Origin of the sequence: Planomonospora sp. ID67723 (assembly GCF_015711605.1) — a bacterium.
Taxonomy (GTDB): Bacteria; Actinomycetota; Actinomycetes; order Streptosporangiales; family Streptosporangiaceae; genus Planomonospora_A.
Map to the genome: position 1 here is coordinate 1,061,897 of NZ_JABTEZ010000001.1, position 14,442 is coordinate 1,076,338.

A 14,442-nucleotide genomic window follows, 5' to 3' on the forward strand; every position below is an offset into this window, starting at 1 on the left:
CGGACATGAGGATTTTCGCGAACGTCCAGGAGCTCAAGGCCGCCGTCGGCGAGCACCTCGGCCGCACCGAGTGGCGGACCGTGACCCAGGAGCAGGTCAACCTGTTCGCCGACGCCACCGGCGACCACCAGTGGATCCACGTCGACGTCGAGGCCGCGGCCAAGGGCCCGTTCGGCGGCACCATCGCCCACGGCTACCTGAGCCTGTCGCTGCTGCCGTCGTTCATGATGGAGCTGCTGCGGGTGGACGGCCTGGCCATGGGCATCAACTACGGGCTCGACAAGGTCCGCTTCCCCGCGCCGGTCCCGGTCGGCGCGCGGGTCCGGGCCGGGGCGGAGCTGGTGGACCTGAAGGGCACGCCGGCGGGTTACCTGTCGAAGATGCGGATGACCGTCGAGGTCGAGGGCCAGGAGAAGCCCGCCTGCGTCGCGGACACGCTCTCCCTCTACGTCCCCGCCACCTGACGCTCATCCGGCGGGGCCGCCGGGTGAGCCCGTCAGGGCAGGCCCGGCGGCCCCGCCGCACGTCCTCCGGGCCGGGACGCTGTCCTCCGCGCGTCACCCGGATTCACGGGAGAGCTCCTGGGCGAGGATCGCGGCCTGCACGCGGCTGCGCAGGCCCAGCTTGTTCAACACCCGGCTGACGTGGGTCTTCGTCGTCGCCTCCGCCATGTCCAGCTCGCGGGCGATCTCCGCGTTCGACAGGCCCCGGCCGATGCAGTCCAGCACCTCGCGCTCGCGCGGCGTCAGACTCCCGACCTCCGGCGGCCGCCGCTGCGGCACGGTCGCGCCGAACGCCGAGATGAGCCGCCGGGTGACCGAAGGAGAGATGAGGCCGTCGCCCCGGGCCACCACCCGGACGGCCTCCACCAGCGCGTCGGCGTCGGTGTTCTTGAGCAGGAACCCGGCCGCCCCCGCGCGCAGCGCCCCGAAGACGTACTCGTCGAGGTCGAAGGTGGTCAGGATCAGCACGTCGGCGATCCCGCTCAGCTCGCGCGTGGCCGAGATCCCGTCCAGTTTCGGCATCCGGACGTCCATCAGCACCACGTCGGGCCGCTCGCGCGCCGCCATCGCGACGGCCTGCTCCCCGTCCGCGGCCTCACCGACGACCTCGATGTCGTCGTGACCGCCCAGGATGAGGACGATCCCGGCACGGACCGCCGCGTGGTCGTCGGCGACCAGGACGCGGATGGACATGGAACCTCCTGGATGTTCACGGTGCTCAGCCGGTGCGGGGAGCGGCGGCGGGGAGCACGACGGTGGTCGGGAGTACGGCACGCACCTGCCAGCCGCCGTCCCGCGGCCCGGCCTCGACGAGGCCGCCGACGAGCGCGGCGCGCTCCCGCATGCCGATGAGTCCCGCCCCCGCGCCGGGGAGCCCGCGCGGGGCCCCGCCGGCCGGGTTGTCCACGGTCAGCACGACCTCGGCGGCCCGGTAGCCGATCTCCACCGCGGCCGTCCCGCCGCCGTGCTTGAGCGCGTTGGTCAGCGCCTCCTGGAGGATCCGGTAGCCGGCGAGGTCCACGGAGGCGGGCAGTTCCCCGGCCCGGCCGTCCACGCGCAGCCGTACGGCCAGGCCCGTCTCGCGTGCCCGCTCCACCAGCTGGTCCGCCTCGGCCAGCCGCAGGCGGATCGCCTCGGTCGCATCGACCTCCTCGTCCTCCTGCCGGAGCAGCCCGATCATGGAACGCATCTCCGCCATCCCCTGGACGCTGTTCTCCCGGACGGACTCCAGCACCTTCCTCACGACCTCTGCGTCCAGGTCCTTGCGAGAGAGCACGGCCGTGGACTGGATGGCGATCGCGCTGAAGTGATTGGCGATCATGTCGTGCAGTTCCCGGGCCATCCTGGTCCGCTCGGCCTGGACCGCCGTCCTGCGGTCCAGCTCCGCCAGGCGCGCCACCTGCTCGGCCCTGGCCCGCTCCGCCTCCGCCTGCTCCCGGAGCTGCCTCATGAACAGCGCGGTGATGACGGGCGTGATGCCGACCAGGCCCATCTGGACCAGGACGATGGCGAAGGCCGCGAAGTCGCGGAAGATGAAAGCGGCCACCACGCCGCCGACGACGGCGATGCCCGAGGTGACGCCGAGCATCCACCGGCCCAGCGGGCGCGGGCCGTACAGGACCACCGCGTAGAGGTTGTCGGTGACGATCAGGACCGTGCCCAGGGACGGGCCCAGTGCGAGGTCACCGAGGAGCGCCGCGATCCCCAGCGGGAGGCAGAGCAGCGGCCTGCTCCGCCGTACCGCGACCCCCAGGCAGGTGACCAGCAGCGGACCGACGAGGAAGTAGCCGGCTGTCGCCCGGTGGATGTAGCCGCCGGCGGCGAGCAGGACGAGGCCGCCGGCGAAGCAGGCCACCGCCCACAGCACGTCGTCCCGTCTCATGCGGTCCATCTCATCATCCCGGTACGGCGTGCTCGTCCAGCCTGGGTCCGGTTCGTCGTACATACAAGGATGTATGACGGTTCATTAGCGCAGACGACGAACTCCCGGCAGTGCCCGGTGATGATGAGATCATGATTCTGGGGATAATCATCGCCTGCGAGATCGGGTTCTGGATCCTGCTCGGCCTCGGCCTGGCCTGCCGCTACCTGTGGGGGAGCAAGCGGCTCAGCACGGCGTTGCTGATCTCGGTGCCGCTGCTCGACGTCATCCTCCTGGCCGCCGCCGTGATCGACATGCGCGGCGGCGCCGAGGGCGGCTGGCGCCACGGCCTGGCCGCCGCCTACCTCGCCTACTCCATCGTCTTCGGCCACCGTACGCTCACGTGGGCCGACGCGCGGTTCGCCCACCGCTTCGCCGGAGGCCCCGAGCCCCGGAAGCCGCCGGCGGGCGGCATGGCCAGGGCGCGCTACGAGTGGATCCTGTGGATCAGGATCGTCGTGGCGTACGGCATCGCGTGCGGCCTGCTGTCCGGGCTGATCTGGATGGTCGACGACCCGTTCAGGACGGAGGCGCTGAGCCAGTTCATGTCGGGCATGAGCAAGATCCCGTTGATCGCCGCCATCTGGCCGGTGAGCTACACGCTGTTCCCCAAGAAGGTCACCGAGGAGTCCCCGGAGAAGGTCATCGAGAACTCGCGCGCATGATCGTCCTGTCGGCGGCGGCCGTGAGGCGGGTGCCATCTCGTTGGCTCAAGCACCCGTGCCGGGTCTGGTAGAGTTCTCTCTGTCGCCGATCACGTCAGTGCCAGGCGGCAGGCAAGCGGCCGTAGCTCAATGGATAGAGCATCTGACTACGGATCAGAAGGTTAGGGGTTCGAGTCCTCTCGGCCGCGCCACACGGAAGCCCAGGTCATCAGCCGGTGACCTGGGCTTTCCCGTGTCCTGGATCAGTCGCCGGTGTCCGACAGTGTGCGGCCGTCGTCCGTTGACTCCGGTTGATCGCGCCGCATGTGCGCCGGAAGTTCTCACCTCAGAACTTCGCTGATCCGGCGCACAGACACCTCGTCCTGACCTTGTACCGCTTCAAAAGTCGTCGCAGGGCCGATCAACGAGTACCACCGAGCCGCGTGGCCACTCCGGAGAACTCCCAGCTCAAGCCCTACGCGATGGATTTTGAAGCGGTACACGCCCTGAACGCCTTCGCCGTCACCTTCGAAGGCCGTCTGACCCCGACTTCCCGATAACCGATGAAGATCGAGTTACACGTTAACCGGACACACCCGGCGAGAAAGCTCGTCGAACCCGGAGAGTACACCGGCGGAAACGCCTCCTCCTCTCACGATGAGGAGCAGGCGCTCCAGGGGCAGTGCGTTGTGCACCTGTCGGTCAGCGGTTGAGGTTCTTGCGGTGACGCAACTTGGTGATGGGCAGGACGTCGCTGCGATCAACAACGACCGCGCCGTCGTGATGCCAGCCGTTTCGCTCATAGAAAGCGCGGGCTCGGGTGTTGCCTTCCAGGACCCAGAGGGTTGCCTCGGCATATCCGGCCGCCGTCATGGCGTCGAGGACGGCGGTGATCAGTCCTTTGCCCACGCCAGTGCCCCAGACATCGGGGGACGTGTAGAGCGAGCCGATCATGCCCACCTGCGTGGAGTCGTCGTCCTCGTCGTCCGTAGGGTAGAAGCGCGAGTATCCGACAACGTGGTCCGCCTGCTCGGCGATCAGGGTGCCGGCCAGTGACCCCCCGAAGCTGGTCAGCACGCCTTCCCATGTCTTCGTCAGTGCCTCATGGTCGAGGCCATCCAGATACTCGTCCGACAGAAGTCCACGGAAGGCCGCCTGCCATGATGTCCTCTGGACACTGGCCAGGGCCGGGGCGTCTTGCTGCGTGGCGAGTCTGATGCGGTGCGTCAGTGGTCTTCTCCGATGGTGTCGTCATTCCGCGTGCTTGCGGACCCTAGTCGTGACCGGGTGACGGGCGCAAAGCGATTATGCGCCTCCCTGAAGAAGGGATGTACAGGGCGGGGGGAGGCAAGCAGGCGATCTAGAGGGTTTGCTGGGAGCCACTTTGGGAGCCACTCGAACGGACGATCACGAACTGGGCCGTACGGGTCTGAACGGCAGGAGTCCCGGCGAGCAGCACGGCGAACGAGTCTGAACGGTCCTGCACGCCGTTCGGGGACCTGCGGATCAGAAGGTCAGGGGTTCGAGTCCTCTCGGCCGCGCCACCCGAAGAAGGCCCTTGAACAGGCAATACGCCGTTCAGGGCCTTCTTGCTTTCGGTGCTCACCCGGTCTCTTCCCCGCCTTGACCGGGGCGGTTCCATCCAGTCTCATTCGGCCGCCTGAAGCGACCCCGATCCATGGTCTTCGTTGGAAGATGTGACGGCGTGGTTCGACCCCGCCCGGAACTGACCGAGGGCGACGACGTCAGTCCGCTCCCGGCGGAGCATCGGCTGAACGACGCACCGCCCGGAGCGGAGACATGCCGCAGTTACAGGTCGGGGATGAGCTCCTGACGGCGGCGTTGAAGGAAGGCGCGCTCGGCCGCGTTCTGCGTGCGGGCCGCCGCCGCCTCGTAGGCCTGCGCCGCCTCGGCGTCGCGGCCCAGGCGGCGCAGCAGGTCGGCGCGGACGGCGTGGTACAGGTGGTAGCGGTCCATGGTCGGCTTCAGGGACCGATCCCGGGCCAGCGCGTCGACGAGCGGCAGCGCCGCCTGCGGCCCGTCGGCCTCGGCGACGGCGACCGCGCGGTTGAGCGCCACGATCGGGCTCGGGTCCAGGGCCAGGAGCAGATCGTAGAGCTGCAGGATCTGCCGCCAGTCGGTGGTGGCGGCCTCCGGGGCGTCGCTGTGCACGGCGTTGATCGCCGCCTGGACCTGGTACGGCCCGGGCCGGCCGCGCCGCAGGCATCTGCGCACCAGGGCCTGGCCCTCGGCGATCAGGCCGCGGTCCCAGCGGGCGCGGTCCTGGTCGGCCAACGGCACCAGGCGGCCGTCCGGGCCGGTACGGGCGGCCCGCCGGGACTCGGTGAGCAGCAGGAGCGCCAGCAGCCCCAGGACCTCCGGTTCGTCGGGCATGAGCTCGGCCAGCAGGCGGGCCAGGCGGATCGCCTCGGCGCACAGGTCCTCGCGGCCCAGCCGCTCGCCCGAGCTGGCCGTGTGGCCCTCGGTGAAGATCAGGTAGATCACGGCCAGCACCGAGCGCAGGCGGTCCGGCAGGTCGGCCTCACGCGGGACGCGGTAGGGGATCCGGGCATCGCGGATCTTGTTCTTGGCTCGGACCAGCCGCTGGGCCATCGTCGGCTCGGGCACCAGGAACGCGCGCGCGATCTGCGCCGTGGTCAGCCCGCCCAGCAGCCGCAGCGTCAGCGCGACGCGGGCGGCGGGGGCCAGCGCGGGATGGCAGCAGGTGAACAGCAGGCGCAACCGCTCGTCGCGCACGGGACCCTCCTCGGCCGGTTCGTCGCGGGTGTGCAGCAGGGCGGCCTGGGCGTGCCGGTCGTCGCGCGAGGCTTCCCGGCGGTGGCGGTCGACGGCCCGGTTGACGGCCGTGGTGATGATCCAGCCGGCCGGGCTCGGCGGCGGCCCTTCGATCGGCCAGCGCCGCAGAGCCGCGGCGAACGCCTCCTGGACCGCCTCCTCGGCGGTGTCGATGTCACCGAAGCGGCGGACCAGGACGGCGACGGCACGGCCGTACTCCTCGCGGAAGACACGTTCGACCTCCGCGGTGGACGGGCCCGGCGCGGCGGGCGTCATCGCGGCCCCCGCCGGTACGACGCCGGCGGTCGCGGGTGCGACCGCCGGCGGTCCGGGAAGGCGGCCTCGCAAGGGGTGGGCATGCGGCCTCTACGCCAGGTGGTCACCCGGCTCGCCCTGGAACGGGCGCACCTCCACCGGGAGCGTGGTCGCCCGGGCGAGCTTGCGTCCCCACTCCAGCGCCGCGTCCAGGTCGGGTGCCGCGATGATGGACATGCCGCCGACGTGCTCCTTGCCCTCGGCGTACGGACCGTCGGTGAGGAGCATCTCCTCGTCGCGAACCCGCACCACGGTGGCCGTGGCCGGGTCGTGCAGCCCTCCGGCGAAGACCCACGCGCCGGCGGCCCGCAGTTCGTCGTTGAAGGCCTTCACGTCCCGCATGATCGGCTCCAGGACCTCGGGCGCGGGCGAGCCGCCGTCGGGCTGCTGGATGCTGAGCAGGTAGTGCTTCATCTTCCTGGCCTCCTTGATGAGTCGGACGTCGCGGCCGGCGTTCGCCGGCCTCTCACCCTCTACACGAACGGCCTCCCGCCGGATCGACACGGTACGCCGTAAAAAGTCGGCGGGTCGTGATCGGGCACGGGCAGCGCGTGTTCCGGCGGCCAGGCGCACGAGCCTCCTGACGTCGCGTCTCGGGATGGGGTCGCTTCGAGCCGCCGTCGAGTCGAGCCGCCATCGAGTTCTCCAATCGGTGGAAGGCGAGTCGGAGCCGGTACGGCGACCCCAGCGCGCAGCCGCGATCGGGCGGTACCCCGCGGATGGGAGGATCGTGAGCCATGACCGACAACCGAGTCCCCCCTCCCTTCGTCGGCGACGAGCGCGCCATGCTGAACAGCTGGCTCGACTGGCACCGAGAGACCCTGGCGGTCAAGTGCGCGGGGCTCTCGGAAGAGCGGCTCCGCGAGCGCTCCGTGCCACCGTCGACCTTGTCGCTGCTCGGCCTGGTCCGCCACATGGCACACGTGGAGCGCGCCTGGTTCCGCCGCGTGCTGAACGGTGAGGACGTCCCTCTCCTTTACAAGACCGACGATCCCGACGCCGAATTCAACGACGTGGACACCGCCTCCGCCGACGAGGCTTTCGCCACCTGGCGGACCGAGGTCGAGCATGCCCGCAAGATCTCGGCCGACGTGCCGCTGGACGCCGCCGGAAAGCGGAAGCGCCATGGGCGGGACTGCTCCCACCGCTGGATCCTCGTCCACATGATCGAGGAGTACGCCCGGCACAACGGCCACGCCGACCTGCTGCGCGAGCGGATCGACGGCGTCACCGGCGAATAGCCCCATCCCTCACAGTGATCACGCGCCCCTCCCCTCACCTGCGGGTGGTGGATCACCGCACGGGACCGAGGTGATCACCGGCTCCGCGGCTTCGTTCCTGATGAGGGTGCGGGCGCCCTGCCGGCCTCGGGTCGTGATCACGGAAGTTCGGACGCGGCCGGACGGGTGCCGTGATAGGCCACATGCGGCCGGAGCGGATCGCCCGGCGGGATCCGGGGGTGGTCGAACCGGCTCGCCTCCGTCAGCCCCAGCCGGCGCATGACGGCCTGGGACGGTTCGTTGAGGACCGCGGTCATGGACCAGATCCCGGGCAGGCCCACGCTGCCGAAGGCGACGCGGAGCGCGGCCCGGGCCGCCTCGGTGGCGTATCCGTGATGCCAGGCGTGCCTGGCCAGCCGCCAGCCGACCTCCATGCCGCCGGCGCCGGGCACGCCCTCCGGCAGAGGGTTGAGGCCGGTGAACCCGATGAACGTGCCGGTCGCGGCCACTTCCAGAGCCCAGAATCCGAACCCTTGCCGGTCGAAACGCGTCTCGATCACCTCGATCATCGCGTCGCTGGCCGCGCGGTCCAGCGTGTTCGGGAAGAACCGCATGGTCTCGGGGTCGGCGTTCAGCTCGGCGAACGGCACCCGGTCGGACTCCTGCCAGCGTCGCATGATGAGCCGCTCGGTCTCCATCCGATCGAATCGCGCACTTGTCGCCATGGCTTGATCATGGGTAGTGCGCGGTGTCCGCCGCCAGCCTTGGCCCATGACCAACGGTCCTGGACGTCGTTCGGGGACCTGCGGATCAGATGGCCGGGGGTCCGGGGCCTCGCGGTCGCGCAGCAGCGCATGGGCCACTCCCGATCACCGGAAGCGGCCCATGGGTTTCCGCAGAACAAGGCGGGCAACCGCCCGTACGGCGAGGCGGCCCGCATCCTCCCGTCGGATCGCCGCATCGAGGGCGGTCAGTAGTACTCCGGCATGACTCCGACCAGGGTGGGTCCGGCGTCGTCGTCAGGCAGTTCCACGCCGGTGACGATCTGGGCGAGTTCGGTGGCCTTGGCCAGATCGCCCTCCGTTTCCATGTCCAGCTCGCGCATGTGCTCCAGCAGGCGGTCGGGGTCCCCGCCGGAGCGGCTGCCGGGCTGGTCGGGCTCGAAGGCGGTGACGACCACGCCGTCCTCGGCGTACACGAACTGCTGATCCAGATTGACGTTGTGGAAGACCGTGGCCATCACGGTGTCCTTGGACAGGCGTGCGATCACCTCGTCCAGGGTCCCGGCGAAGCCGTTCGGCTCGACCAGCACGACTCCGCCATCGACCTCGAAGGCTGCGATCTCGCCTTCCTCCCCTTCGGCTTCGGGAGTGACCGTGGCGCCCACGCGGAGGATGACCTCCTCCGCAGAGAGATCGCGGACGTAGGTGACGGACACGGCGTCACCCTCGAACCAGTCGTTCATCTGCTGCCTTTCTCGGAGAACGGTGCTGTGATCATCGCACTCCGGGTACGGGGACATTCATCGGGTGCCATTCCATATCCCCGATGAGGACGCCGGATATCTCGTCTTGAGCCGGGGCCAATCGCGTCGGATTGGCTCTTGAAGCGAGCTCCCTGGAGGACAGGATGAGCAGCATGGAGATGATCGTCCACAACCCGGCCGAGGGTGTCTACGCCGCCACGGATGACTTCGTGCACGCGATCGAGGTGCGGAATCCGTCTCGGTTCCTGTTCGTCGCGGGAACGATGGGGCTGGATGCCGACGGCGTCCCCGGCACGACGCTCGACGAACAGCTCGGGCTCATCTGGGCGAATCTTCGGGTGATCCTCGCAGAGGCGGAGATGAGTGTGGACAACATCGTGAGGCTCACGAGTTACCTGCGCGACCCCTCCTACGCTGAGGCGAATGCGAAGGCCAGGGTGGCCGCCTTGGGCGGACGGCGGGTGCCCACGACGGCGATCGTGGCACAGACGCTCGCCAGCGGCTGGTTGGTGGAGATCGAGGCGGTGGCGGCGGGCTGAGGAGGCGTGCGCCTCGGGGCGGTGGTCAGCCGGGCACGGTCGCGCGGGCCAGGCGGCACAGGTCGGCGGGGCGCAGGGTGTCGGAGCGGCGCCATAGCGCGGGGTCGACGCTGTCGGCCTGCCGTACGTGGTCAGCCGTCTCAAGACCGTGCTGTTTCAGTACGGTCGACAGATCGCCGGGGGTGAAGAAGGTCAGCCAGGGCTCGCCGCGTTCGGCGGCGGCGGGAAGGGCGAAGTCCGCGAAGGCGCTGCCCCGCTCGTCGCGCAGGGAGGGAGGCAGGGCGTACTCCATGACCAGCTCCGTGCCGGGGGCGAGGCGGCCGATGGTGGCCAGCGTGGCGTCCACCGCGTCTTCCGTGAGGTACATGGACACCCCGAGCCAGCTCACCAGGGCCGGCCTGGACGGGTCGAATCCTGCGCCGGCCAGGTTGAGCATCAGATCGTCGGCTTCGAAGTCCGCGGGCGCGAAGGTCAGCCCGTCCGGGTGGGCGATGCCCGCCGCCGCGAGCAGGCCGCGTTTCCACTGTTGCGTGGCGGGGTGGTCCACCTCGAAGACCTTGACGCGGCCGCCCGGTTCGGACCGGTAGGCGAAAGTGTCGAGTCCCGCGCCGAGCACCACGTACTGCTCCAGGCCGCGGCGAGTCAGGTCGGCCAGGCGGCGTTCGGTGTAGCGGCTGCGCGACGTCACCTGGGCGCGGGTGCCCGACAGGATGAGGTGGTCACCGTACTGCCGGTGGTAGCCGATGAGCTCCTCGGCGCGCTCGCCGAGCAGGGGCGCGGCCACGGTGTCGTGGAGGATGAAGGGCCCCTGGTCCACCACGAGGTGGGCCGCGCGGGCGGCCGCCGCCATGACCGCGGTCTGGCTCGGCTGGTTTCCGTGCATGAAGCGTCGTTCCTTTCCTGGCGTCAGGAACGACATACTAAATGCGAAATTCAATTACATCTTCCATCATAGCAAATGAAAATAAATTATTAATAACGGGCGGGCGGATAATTCGCCACGAGATGGCTTGTCATTCCTCGGGATGTGCATTCCCGCCGTGAGGCCACCGGCCGGTGCGTGCGGGAAGACCGCCGGGCCGGTCGACCCCGGGCCGCGAGAGGGTTCGGGGTCAGAGGCCGATGTCGGCCTGCGGGCCGGCGTAGGTGCGGAGCAGGGCGGGGACGTCCGCCGCCGGGTCGAGCGCGTAGGAGTAGAACGAGCCGGGCGTGAACGCCGAGCCGCCGGTCTCCTGCTGTCCGGTCGAGTCGACGACGACGCTGCCCGTCTGGCGGAGCTGGGCGGCGTCGTCCCTGTGATAGGGGTCCTTGACGTTCTCGTAGTAGCTGTTCTCGATCACCATCTTCGTCGCGCCGCGCGCGTAGTTGCCGTACGAGCGCAGGTTCTGCATGTAGTTGTTGTACAGGTGCGCGTAGGCGACGTTGTCGGTGCTGGGATTGCGCTGGTTGTTGTCGCGGATCCAGTTGTGGTGGATCGTCATGCGCGCGGTGGCGTTCTCGGTCCAGCCGATGCCGAAGGCCTTGTTGTTCTCCGACAGGACGTTCCAGGACACGGTCAGGTGGGTGGTGTCCTTGCGGCTGTCGATGAGCCCGTCGTTCATCCGGGTGATGGTGTTGTGGTCGATCCAGACGTGGTGGGCGCCGTCCATCTGGATGCCGTCGTAGTCGTAGGTCTTGTCGTCGGGGTCGTCGTCGGCCATCCGGGTGTCGCGGATCGTGAGGTTCCGGATGATCACGTTGTGCACGCCGGCGCCGAGGAAGAAACCTCCGCCCACGATGTGGCCCCTGGTGCCCACGCCGACGATGGTCTTGTCGGAGGCGACCCTGATCTCGGTGCCGTACGGCTCGGCGGTGATCGCGCCGTTGACCTTGATGACGTAGGGCGTGCTCGCGGTGGCGTACTTCACCAGATCCGCGTACGTGGTGACGGTGACCGTCGGGCCGGCCGCGCCGCCGGTCGTGGTCGCGTCGCCCATGCCGCTGGTGGAGGCGAACCCGTCGGCCTTGTCGGACCAGGTGCGTCCGCTGCCGGAGACGGGGGTGAACAGCCACCGCTTGTTGCTGTTGGCGGTGCAGGTCTCCTGGATGACGGCCGCTCCGGAGGCGGTGGAGGCGCCCCGGTCGCTCATGCACAGGCCGCTGGCGACGTTGACGATCTGGTACGTGCCGGAGCCGGAGGCCGTGAATCGCCACTGCTGGTTGGTCTGGCCGCTGCCGCATCCCCATTGCTGGAGCCGTGTGCCCGAGGCGGCGGAGGCTCCGGGGACGTCGACGCACATGCCGCTGTTAGCGTTAACAATGTTGAAAGAACCGGATCCCGCGGACCTGAGAGTGAACCGCTGCCAGGTCGCGCCGGAGGCGCACTCCCACTGCTGGAGGAGCGCGCCGGCGGTCTTGGAGCCGTTCACCACGTCGAGGCACTTGCCGCTCTTGACGACGCTGATCTGATAGGCCGACCCTGCGGCCGGAACCGCCGCCTGGGCGGGCGGGGCCAAGGCGATCGACGCGAGGGGCACGGCGATCAGCAGGGCCGCGCTCGCGGCGACGTGCCGTGCCGGTCGTCGCCGGACCATGGAGGGGCTGGGCATCTGCGCTCCTTCGGGCGCGCCTTATGCGAACGGGACTGTCCCGGCCGGCGGCGGTGGTCGGAGCCGGCCCGCCATCGGCGGGACGCCGTCCGAGATCTCCGCACCGTAGGACCGGTGGAGCGAATATGTCAAAAGGGTGGCCGGCTCGCGGCGGAGGTGCTGCCGCAACGCCTGAAAGCAGGGGTTCTTCTTTCATCCGGCATCCGGCGGGAGCCTCGACGGGCCGAGGGCGTGACGACGGGGCCGGCCTCGACGGCGCCGTCTCCCGGCTGCGCAACGGCTCGCAGGCCCTCCGGGATCGTCCCGGGGGCCTGCGCCGGTCGGTTCTCGCGTCGGTCAGACGGCCTGCCGGGCCGCCGGATCGGCGGGGGCCGCATTCCGGGGGGCCGTGTCCGATCCGGGCTGCCGCAGCACGATGAGCGTGACGGTGAAGGCGGCCACGAGCAGGGCGGCGGCGATGCCGAAGGCGAGGTGGTAACCCCCGGTCAACGCGACCGCCTTGTCGGCTCCGGCCGACAGCAGTCCTTCGGTGCGCGAGGCGGCCAGTGTGGACAGCACCGCGACGCCGACGGCCATGCCGACCTGCTGGGTGGTGTTGAACAGCCCCGAGGCCAGGCCCGCGTCGTCGGCCCGCGCTCCGGACATGCCGAGCGTGGTCAGCGCCGGGAGCACCAGTCCGCCGCCCGCGATGAGCAGCATGACCGGCAGCAGGTCGGTGACGTAGTCCGCGTTCACCGGGACGCGGGTGAGCCAGCCCATCGCCCCGAGCAGCAGCGCCAGGCCCGCCAGCAGGACGGCCCGCTCGCCGAAGCGGGTGTTGAGGCGGGCCGAGACGAACAGGGACACGCCGCCGATGGCCACCGCTGCGGGGAGCATCGCCAGGCCGGTGTCGAGCGCACCGTAGCCGAGGACCTTCTGCATGTAGAGCGCGACGAGGATCTGGAAGGCGAACATGGCCGACAGCGTCAGCATCTGGACCAGGTTGGCGCCGGAGACGCTGCGCGAGCGGAGGATCCTCAGTGGCATCAGCGGGGTCGCGGCGGTCGCCTGCCGGACGGCGAACGCAGCCAGCAGGGCGAGGGACACCGCGCCGAGGCCGAGGGTGTGCGCCGCGAGCCAGCCGTACTGCTCGATCTTGACCACGGTGTAGATGCCCAGCATCAGCCCGCTGGTGACCAGCACGGCACCGATGACGTCGGCCCCGGCGGCGAGTCCGATCCCGCGGTCGTCCGGCAGCGCCCGGACCGCCAGCGCGATCGTGGCCAGCCCGATCGGCAGGTTGATGAAGAAGATCCAGTTCCAGCTGAACACGTCGGTGAGGACGCCGCCCAGAACCTGGCCGATCGAGGCTCCGGCGGCGCCGGTGAAGCTGAAGACGCCGATCGCCTTCGCGCGCTCCCCGGGCTCGGTGAACAACGTCACCAGGATGCCCAGCACGACCGCGGAGGCCATGGCGCTGCCGACGCCCTGGGCGAACCGGGCGGCGATCAGCATGCCGGGCCCGCTGGCGGCCCCGGCCAGCAGCGACGCGGCGGTGAATACCGCGTTCCCCGCCAGGAACATGACCTTGCGGCCGATGAGGTCGCCCAGCCGGCCGGCCAGCAGCAGCAGCCCGCCGAAAGCGATCAGGTAGGCGTTGACCGTCCAGCTGAGCCCGGCGGGCGAGAAACCCAGATCCCGCTGGATGGCCGGCATCGCCACGGTCACGATGCTGCCGTCCAGGATCGTCATCAACATCGCGGCGGACAGCACGGTGAGCGCCAGCCATCGCGATCGGGGCGTGCCGGTGCGGGTCGGCAGGGGGGAAGGCGCGGTGCGCGACATGGTCGTCTCCTGTTCGGAAGGGAACAGGAGTGACCGTAGCAGATGGTTTTGTTATAGACGATCCCTTAGAGATTTATTTTGTGCGCTGCCGTGCCCGCCGGACCGTCTGCGGCACCTCGACGGGCGTGGCCAGGTGGCCGGTGACCAGGCGGTTCATGGCTCGCACGAACACCTCGCGCTCATCTTCGGGGAGCGCGCCCAGGGCCGTCCTGTGCACACCGTCAACGATCTCCTGGCTCCGTTTCGCGACTTCCGCACCCTTCTCGGTGACCGCGATGATCCGGGCTCGCCGGTCCGTGCTGGAGGGCCGGCGCTCGGCGAGGCCCGCCTCCTCCAGGGCGTCGACGGTGACCACCATCGTGGTCTTGTCCATGTCGCCGAGTTCGGCGAGCTGGATCTGGGTGCGCTCCTCCTCCAGGGCGTGGACCAGCACGCAGTGCATGCGCGGCGTCAGCCCGATCGCGGCGAGCGCCGCCGCCATCCGGGTTCTCAGGGAGTGGCCGGCGTGGTCGAGGAAGAACGACAGGTCAGGCTCGGTGCGGGCGGGTGCCATGGCGGTCATCCCTCTAGCGTAATAGCTAGTTCCGTTCGGGATTATCCGCAAGA

The 14,442-nt window shown here is 69.7% G+C and carries 15 protein-coding genes and 1 tRNA gene; 5 read left to right on the forward strand and 11 right to left on the reverse strand.

Going from position 1 to position 14,442, the window contains the following annotated elements; translation table 11 throughout:
* Positions 1-5: 5 nt before the first annotated feature.
* Positions 6-464, forward strand: a complete 459-nt coding sequence (locus tag HS041_RS05055) for a MaoC family dehydratase (RefSeq protein ID WP_196439321.1) — start codon at positions 6-8, stop codon at positions 462-464.
* 93 nt (positions 465-557) lie between these two features.
* On the opposite strand, the gene HS041_RS05060 is transcribed toward HS041_RS05055, so the two are convergent.
* Both HS041_RS05060 and HS041_RS05065 read right to left on the reverse strand, forming a co-directional pair.
* Positions 558-1,196: a response regulator gene (locus tag HS041_RS05060; RefSeq protein ID WP_196439322.1), complete on the reverse strand. Its 639-nt coding sequence runs from the start codon at positions 1,194-1,196 to the stop codon at positions 558-560.
* Positions 1,197-1,221: 25 nt separating this feature from the next.
* Positions 1,222-2,394 (reverse strand): sensor histidine kinase, encoded by a 1,173-nt coding sequence (locus HS041_RS05065; protein ID WP_196439323.1) that lies wholly within the window; start codon positions 2,392-2,394, stop codon positions 1,222-1,224.
* A 122-nt stretch (positions 2,395-2,516) separates the two neighbouring features.
* Here HS041_RS05065 and HS041_RS05070 point away from each other — a divergent pair, with 122 nt between their 5' ends.
* Both HS041_RS05070 and HS041_RS05075 read left to right on the forward strand, forming a co-directional pair.
* Complete coding sequence (locus HS041_RS05070; RefSeq protein ID WP_196439324.1) at positions 2,517-3,089, forward strand: hypothetical protein; 573 nt, start codon at positions 2,517-2,519, stop codon at positions 3,087-3,089.
* Between the two features lie 115 nt (positions 3,090-3,204).
* Positions 3,205-3,280, forward strand: a tRNA-Arg gene (locus HS041_RS05075).
* Between the two features lie 490 nt (positions 3,281-3,770).
* On the opposite strand, the gene HS041_RS05080 is transcribed toward HS041_RS05075, so the two are convergent.
* The 3 genes from HS041_RS05080 to HS041_RS05090 form a co-directional block, all read right to left on the reverse strand.
* Positions 3,771-4,298 carry a GNAT family N-acetyltransferase gene (locus tag HS041_RS05080; protein WP_196440782.1) on the reverse strand — a complete coding sequence of 176 codons (528 nt, stop codon included), beginning with the start codon at positions 4,296-4,298 and terminating at the stop codon, positions 3,771-3,773.
* Between the two features lie 579 nt (positions 4,299-4,877).
* The gene (locus HS041_RS05085; protein WP_196439325.1) at positions 4,878-6,140 is read right to left on the reverse strand and encodes an RNA polymerase sigma factor; all 1,263 of its coding nucleotides are present in this window, start codon (positions 6,138-6,140) and stop codon (positions 4,878-4,880) included.
* Positions 6,141-6,230: 90 nt separating this feature from the next.
* Positions 6,231-6,593 carry a YciI family protein gene (locus tag HS041_RS05090; protein WP_196439326.1) on the reverse strand — a complete coding sequence of 121 codons (363 nt, stop codon included), beginning with the start codon at positions 6,591-6,593 and terminating at the stop codon, positions 6,231-6,233.
* A 323-nt stretch (positions 6,594-6,916) separates the two neighbouring features.
* On the opposite strand from HS041_RS05090, the gene HS041_RS05095 reads away from it, so the two are divergent.
* Positions 6,917-7,420: a DinB family protein gene (locus HS041_RS05095; RefSeq protein WP_196439327.1), complete on the forward strand. Its 504-nt coding sequence runs from the start codon at positions 6,917-6,919 to the stop codon at positions 7,418-7,420.
* A gap of 137 nt (positions 7,421-7,557) precedes the next feature.
* Here HS041_RS05095 and HS041_RS05100 read toward each other — a convergent pair whose 3' ends face one another.
* Both HS041_RS05100 and HS041_RS05105 read right to left on the reverse strand, forming a co-directional pair.
* Positions 7,558-8,124 carry a GNAT family N-acetyltransferase gene (locus HS041_RS05100; protein ID WP_230878430.1) on the reverse strand — a complete coding sequence of 189 codons (567 nt, stop codon included), beginning with the start codon at positions 8,122-8,124 and terminating at the stop codon, positions 7,558-7,560.
* Between the two features lie 245 nt (positions 8,125-8,369).
* On the reverse strand, positions 8,370-8,864 hold the full coding sequence (locus tag HS041_RS05105; protein WP_196439328.1) for a DUF6461 domain-containing protein: 495 nt from the start codon (positions 8,862-8,864) through the stop codon (positions 8,370-8,372).
* Positions 8,865-9,037: 173 nt separating this feature from the next.
* On the opposite strand from HS041_RS05105, the gene HS041_RS05110 reads away from it, so the two are divergent.
* Complete coding sequence (locus HS041_RS05110; RefSeq protein ID WP_196439329.1) at positions 9,038-9,424, forward strand: RidA family protein; 387 nt, start codon at positions 9,038-9,040, stop codon at positions 9,422-9,424.
* A gap of 25 nt (positions 9,425-9,449) precedes the next feature.
* On the opposite strand, the gene HS041_RS05115 is transcribed toward HS041_RS05110, so the two are convergent.
* The 4 genes from HS041_RS05115 to HS041_RS05130 form a co-directional block, all read right to left on the reverse strand.
* A complete protein-coding gene (locus HS041_RS05115; protein ID WP_196439330.1) occupies positions 9,450-10,307 on the reverse strand; it encodes a class I SAM-dependent methyltransferase in 858 nt (285 codons plus the stop codon).
* 229 nt (positions 10,308-10,536) lie between these two features.
* Positions 10,537-12,012, reverse strand: a complete 1,476-nt coding sequence (locus HS041_RS05120) for an RICIN domain-containing protein (RefSeq protein WP_196439331.1) — start codon at positions 12,010-12,012, stop codon at positions 10,537-10,539.
* A gap of 336 nt (positions 12,013-12,348) precedes the next feature.
* Positions 12,349-13,836, reverse strand: coding sequence for an MFS transporter (locus HS041_RS05125; RefSeq protein ID WP_196439332.1), 1,488 nt, complete (start codon positions 13,834-13,836; stop codon positions 12,349-12,351).
* A 73-nt stretch (positions 13,837-13,909) separates the two neighbouring features.
* The gene (locus HS041_RS05130) at positions 13,910-14,398 is read right to left on the reverse strand and encodes a MarR family winged helix-turn-helix transcriptional regulator (RefSeq protein ID WP_196439333.1); all 489 of its coding nucleotides are present in this window, start codon (positions 14,396-14,398) and stop codon (positions 13,910-13,912) included.
* Positions 14,399-14,442: the final 44 nt, after the last annotated feature.

Coding starts and splice junctions, on each gene's coding strand:
- HS041_RS05055 (WP_196439321.1), top strand. CDS start 6: ATGAGGATTTTCGCGAACGTCCAGGAGCTCAAGGCCGCCGTCGGCGAG.
- HS041_RS05060 (WP_196439322.1), bottom strand. CDS start 1,196: ATGTCCATCCGCGTCCTGGTCGCCGACGACCACGCGGCGGTCCGTGCC.
- HS041_RS05065 (WP_196439323.1), bottom strand. CDS start 2,394: ATGGACCGCATGAGACGGGACGACGTGCTGTGGGCGGTGGCCTGCTTC.
- HS041_RS05070 (WP_196439324.1), top strand. CDS start 2,517: ATGATTCTGGGGATAATCATCGCCTGCGAGATCGGGTTCTGGATCCTG.
- HS041_RS05085 (WP_196439325.1), bottom strand. CDS start 6,140: ATGACGCCCGCCGCGCCGGGCCCGTCCACCGCGGAGGTCGAACGTGTC.
- HS041_RS05090 (WP_196439326.1), bottom strand. CDS start 6,593: ATGAAGCACTACCTGCTCAGCATCCAGCAGCCCGACGGCGGCTCGCCC.
- HS041_RS05095 (WP_196439327.1), top strand. CDS start 6,917: ATGACCGACAACCGAGTCCCCCCTCCCTTCGTCGGCGACGAGCGCGCC.
- HS041_RS05100 (WP_230878430.1), bottom strand. CDS start 8,124: ATGGCGACAAGTGCGCGATTCGATCGGATGGAGACCGAGCGGCTCATC.
- HS041_RS05105 (WP_196439328.1), bottom strand. CDS start 8,864: ATGAACGACTGGTTCGAGGGTGACGCCGTGTCCGTCACCTACGTCCGC.
- HS041_RS05110 (WP_196439329.1), top strand. CDS start 9,038: ATGGAGATGATCGTCCACAACCCGGCCGAGGGTGTCTACGCCGCCACG.
- HS041_RS05115 (WP_196439330.1), bottom strand. CDS start 10,307: ATGCACGGAAACCAGCCGAGCCAGACCGCGGTCATGGCGGCGGCCGCC.
- HS041_RS05120 (WP_196439331.1), bottom strand. CDS start 12,012: ATGCCCAGCCCCTCCATGGTCCGGCGACGACCGGCACGGCACGTCGCC.
- HS041_RS05125 (WP_196439332.1), bottom strand. CDS start 13,836: ATGTCGCGCACCGCGCCTTCCCCCCTGCCGACCCGCACCGGCACGCCC.
- HS041_RS05130 (WP_196439333.1), bottom strand. CDS start 14,398: ATGACCGCCATGGCACCCGCCCGCACCGAGCCTGACCTGTCGTTCTTC.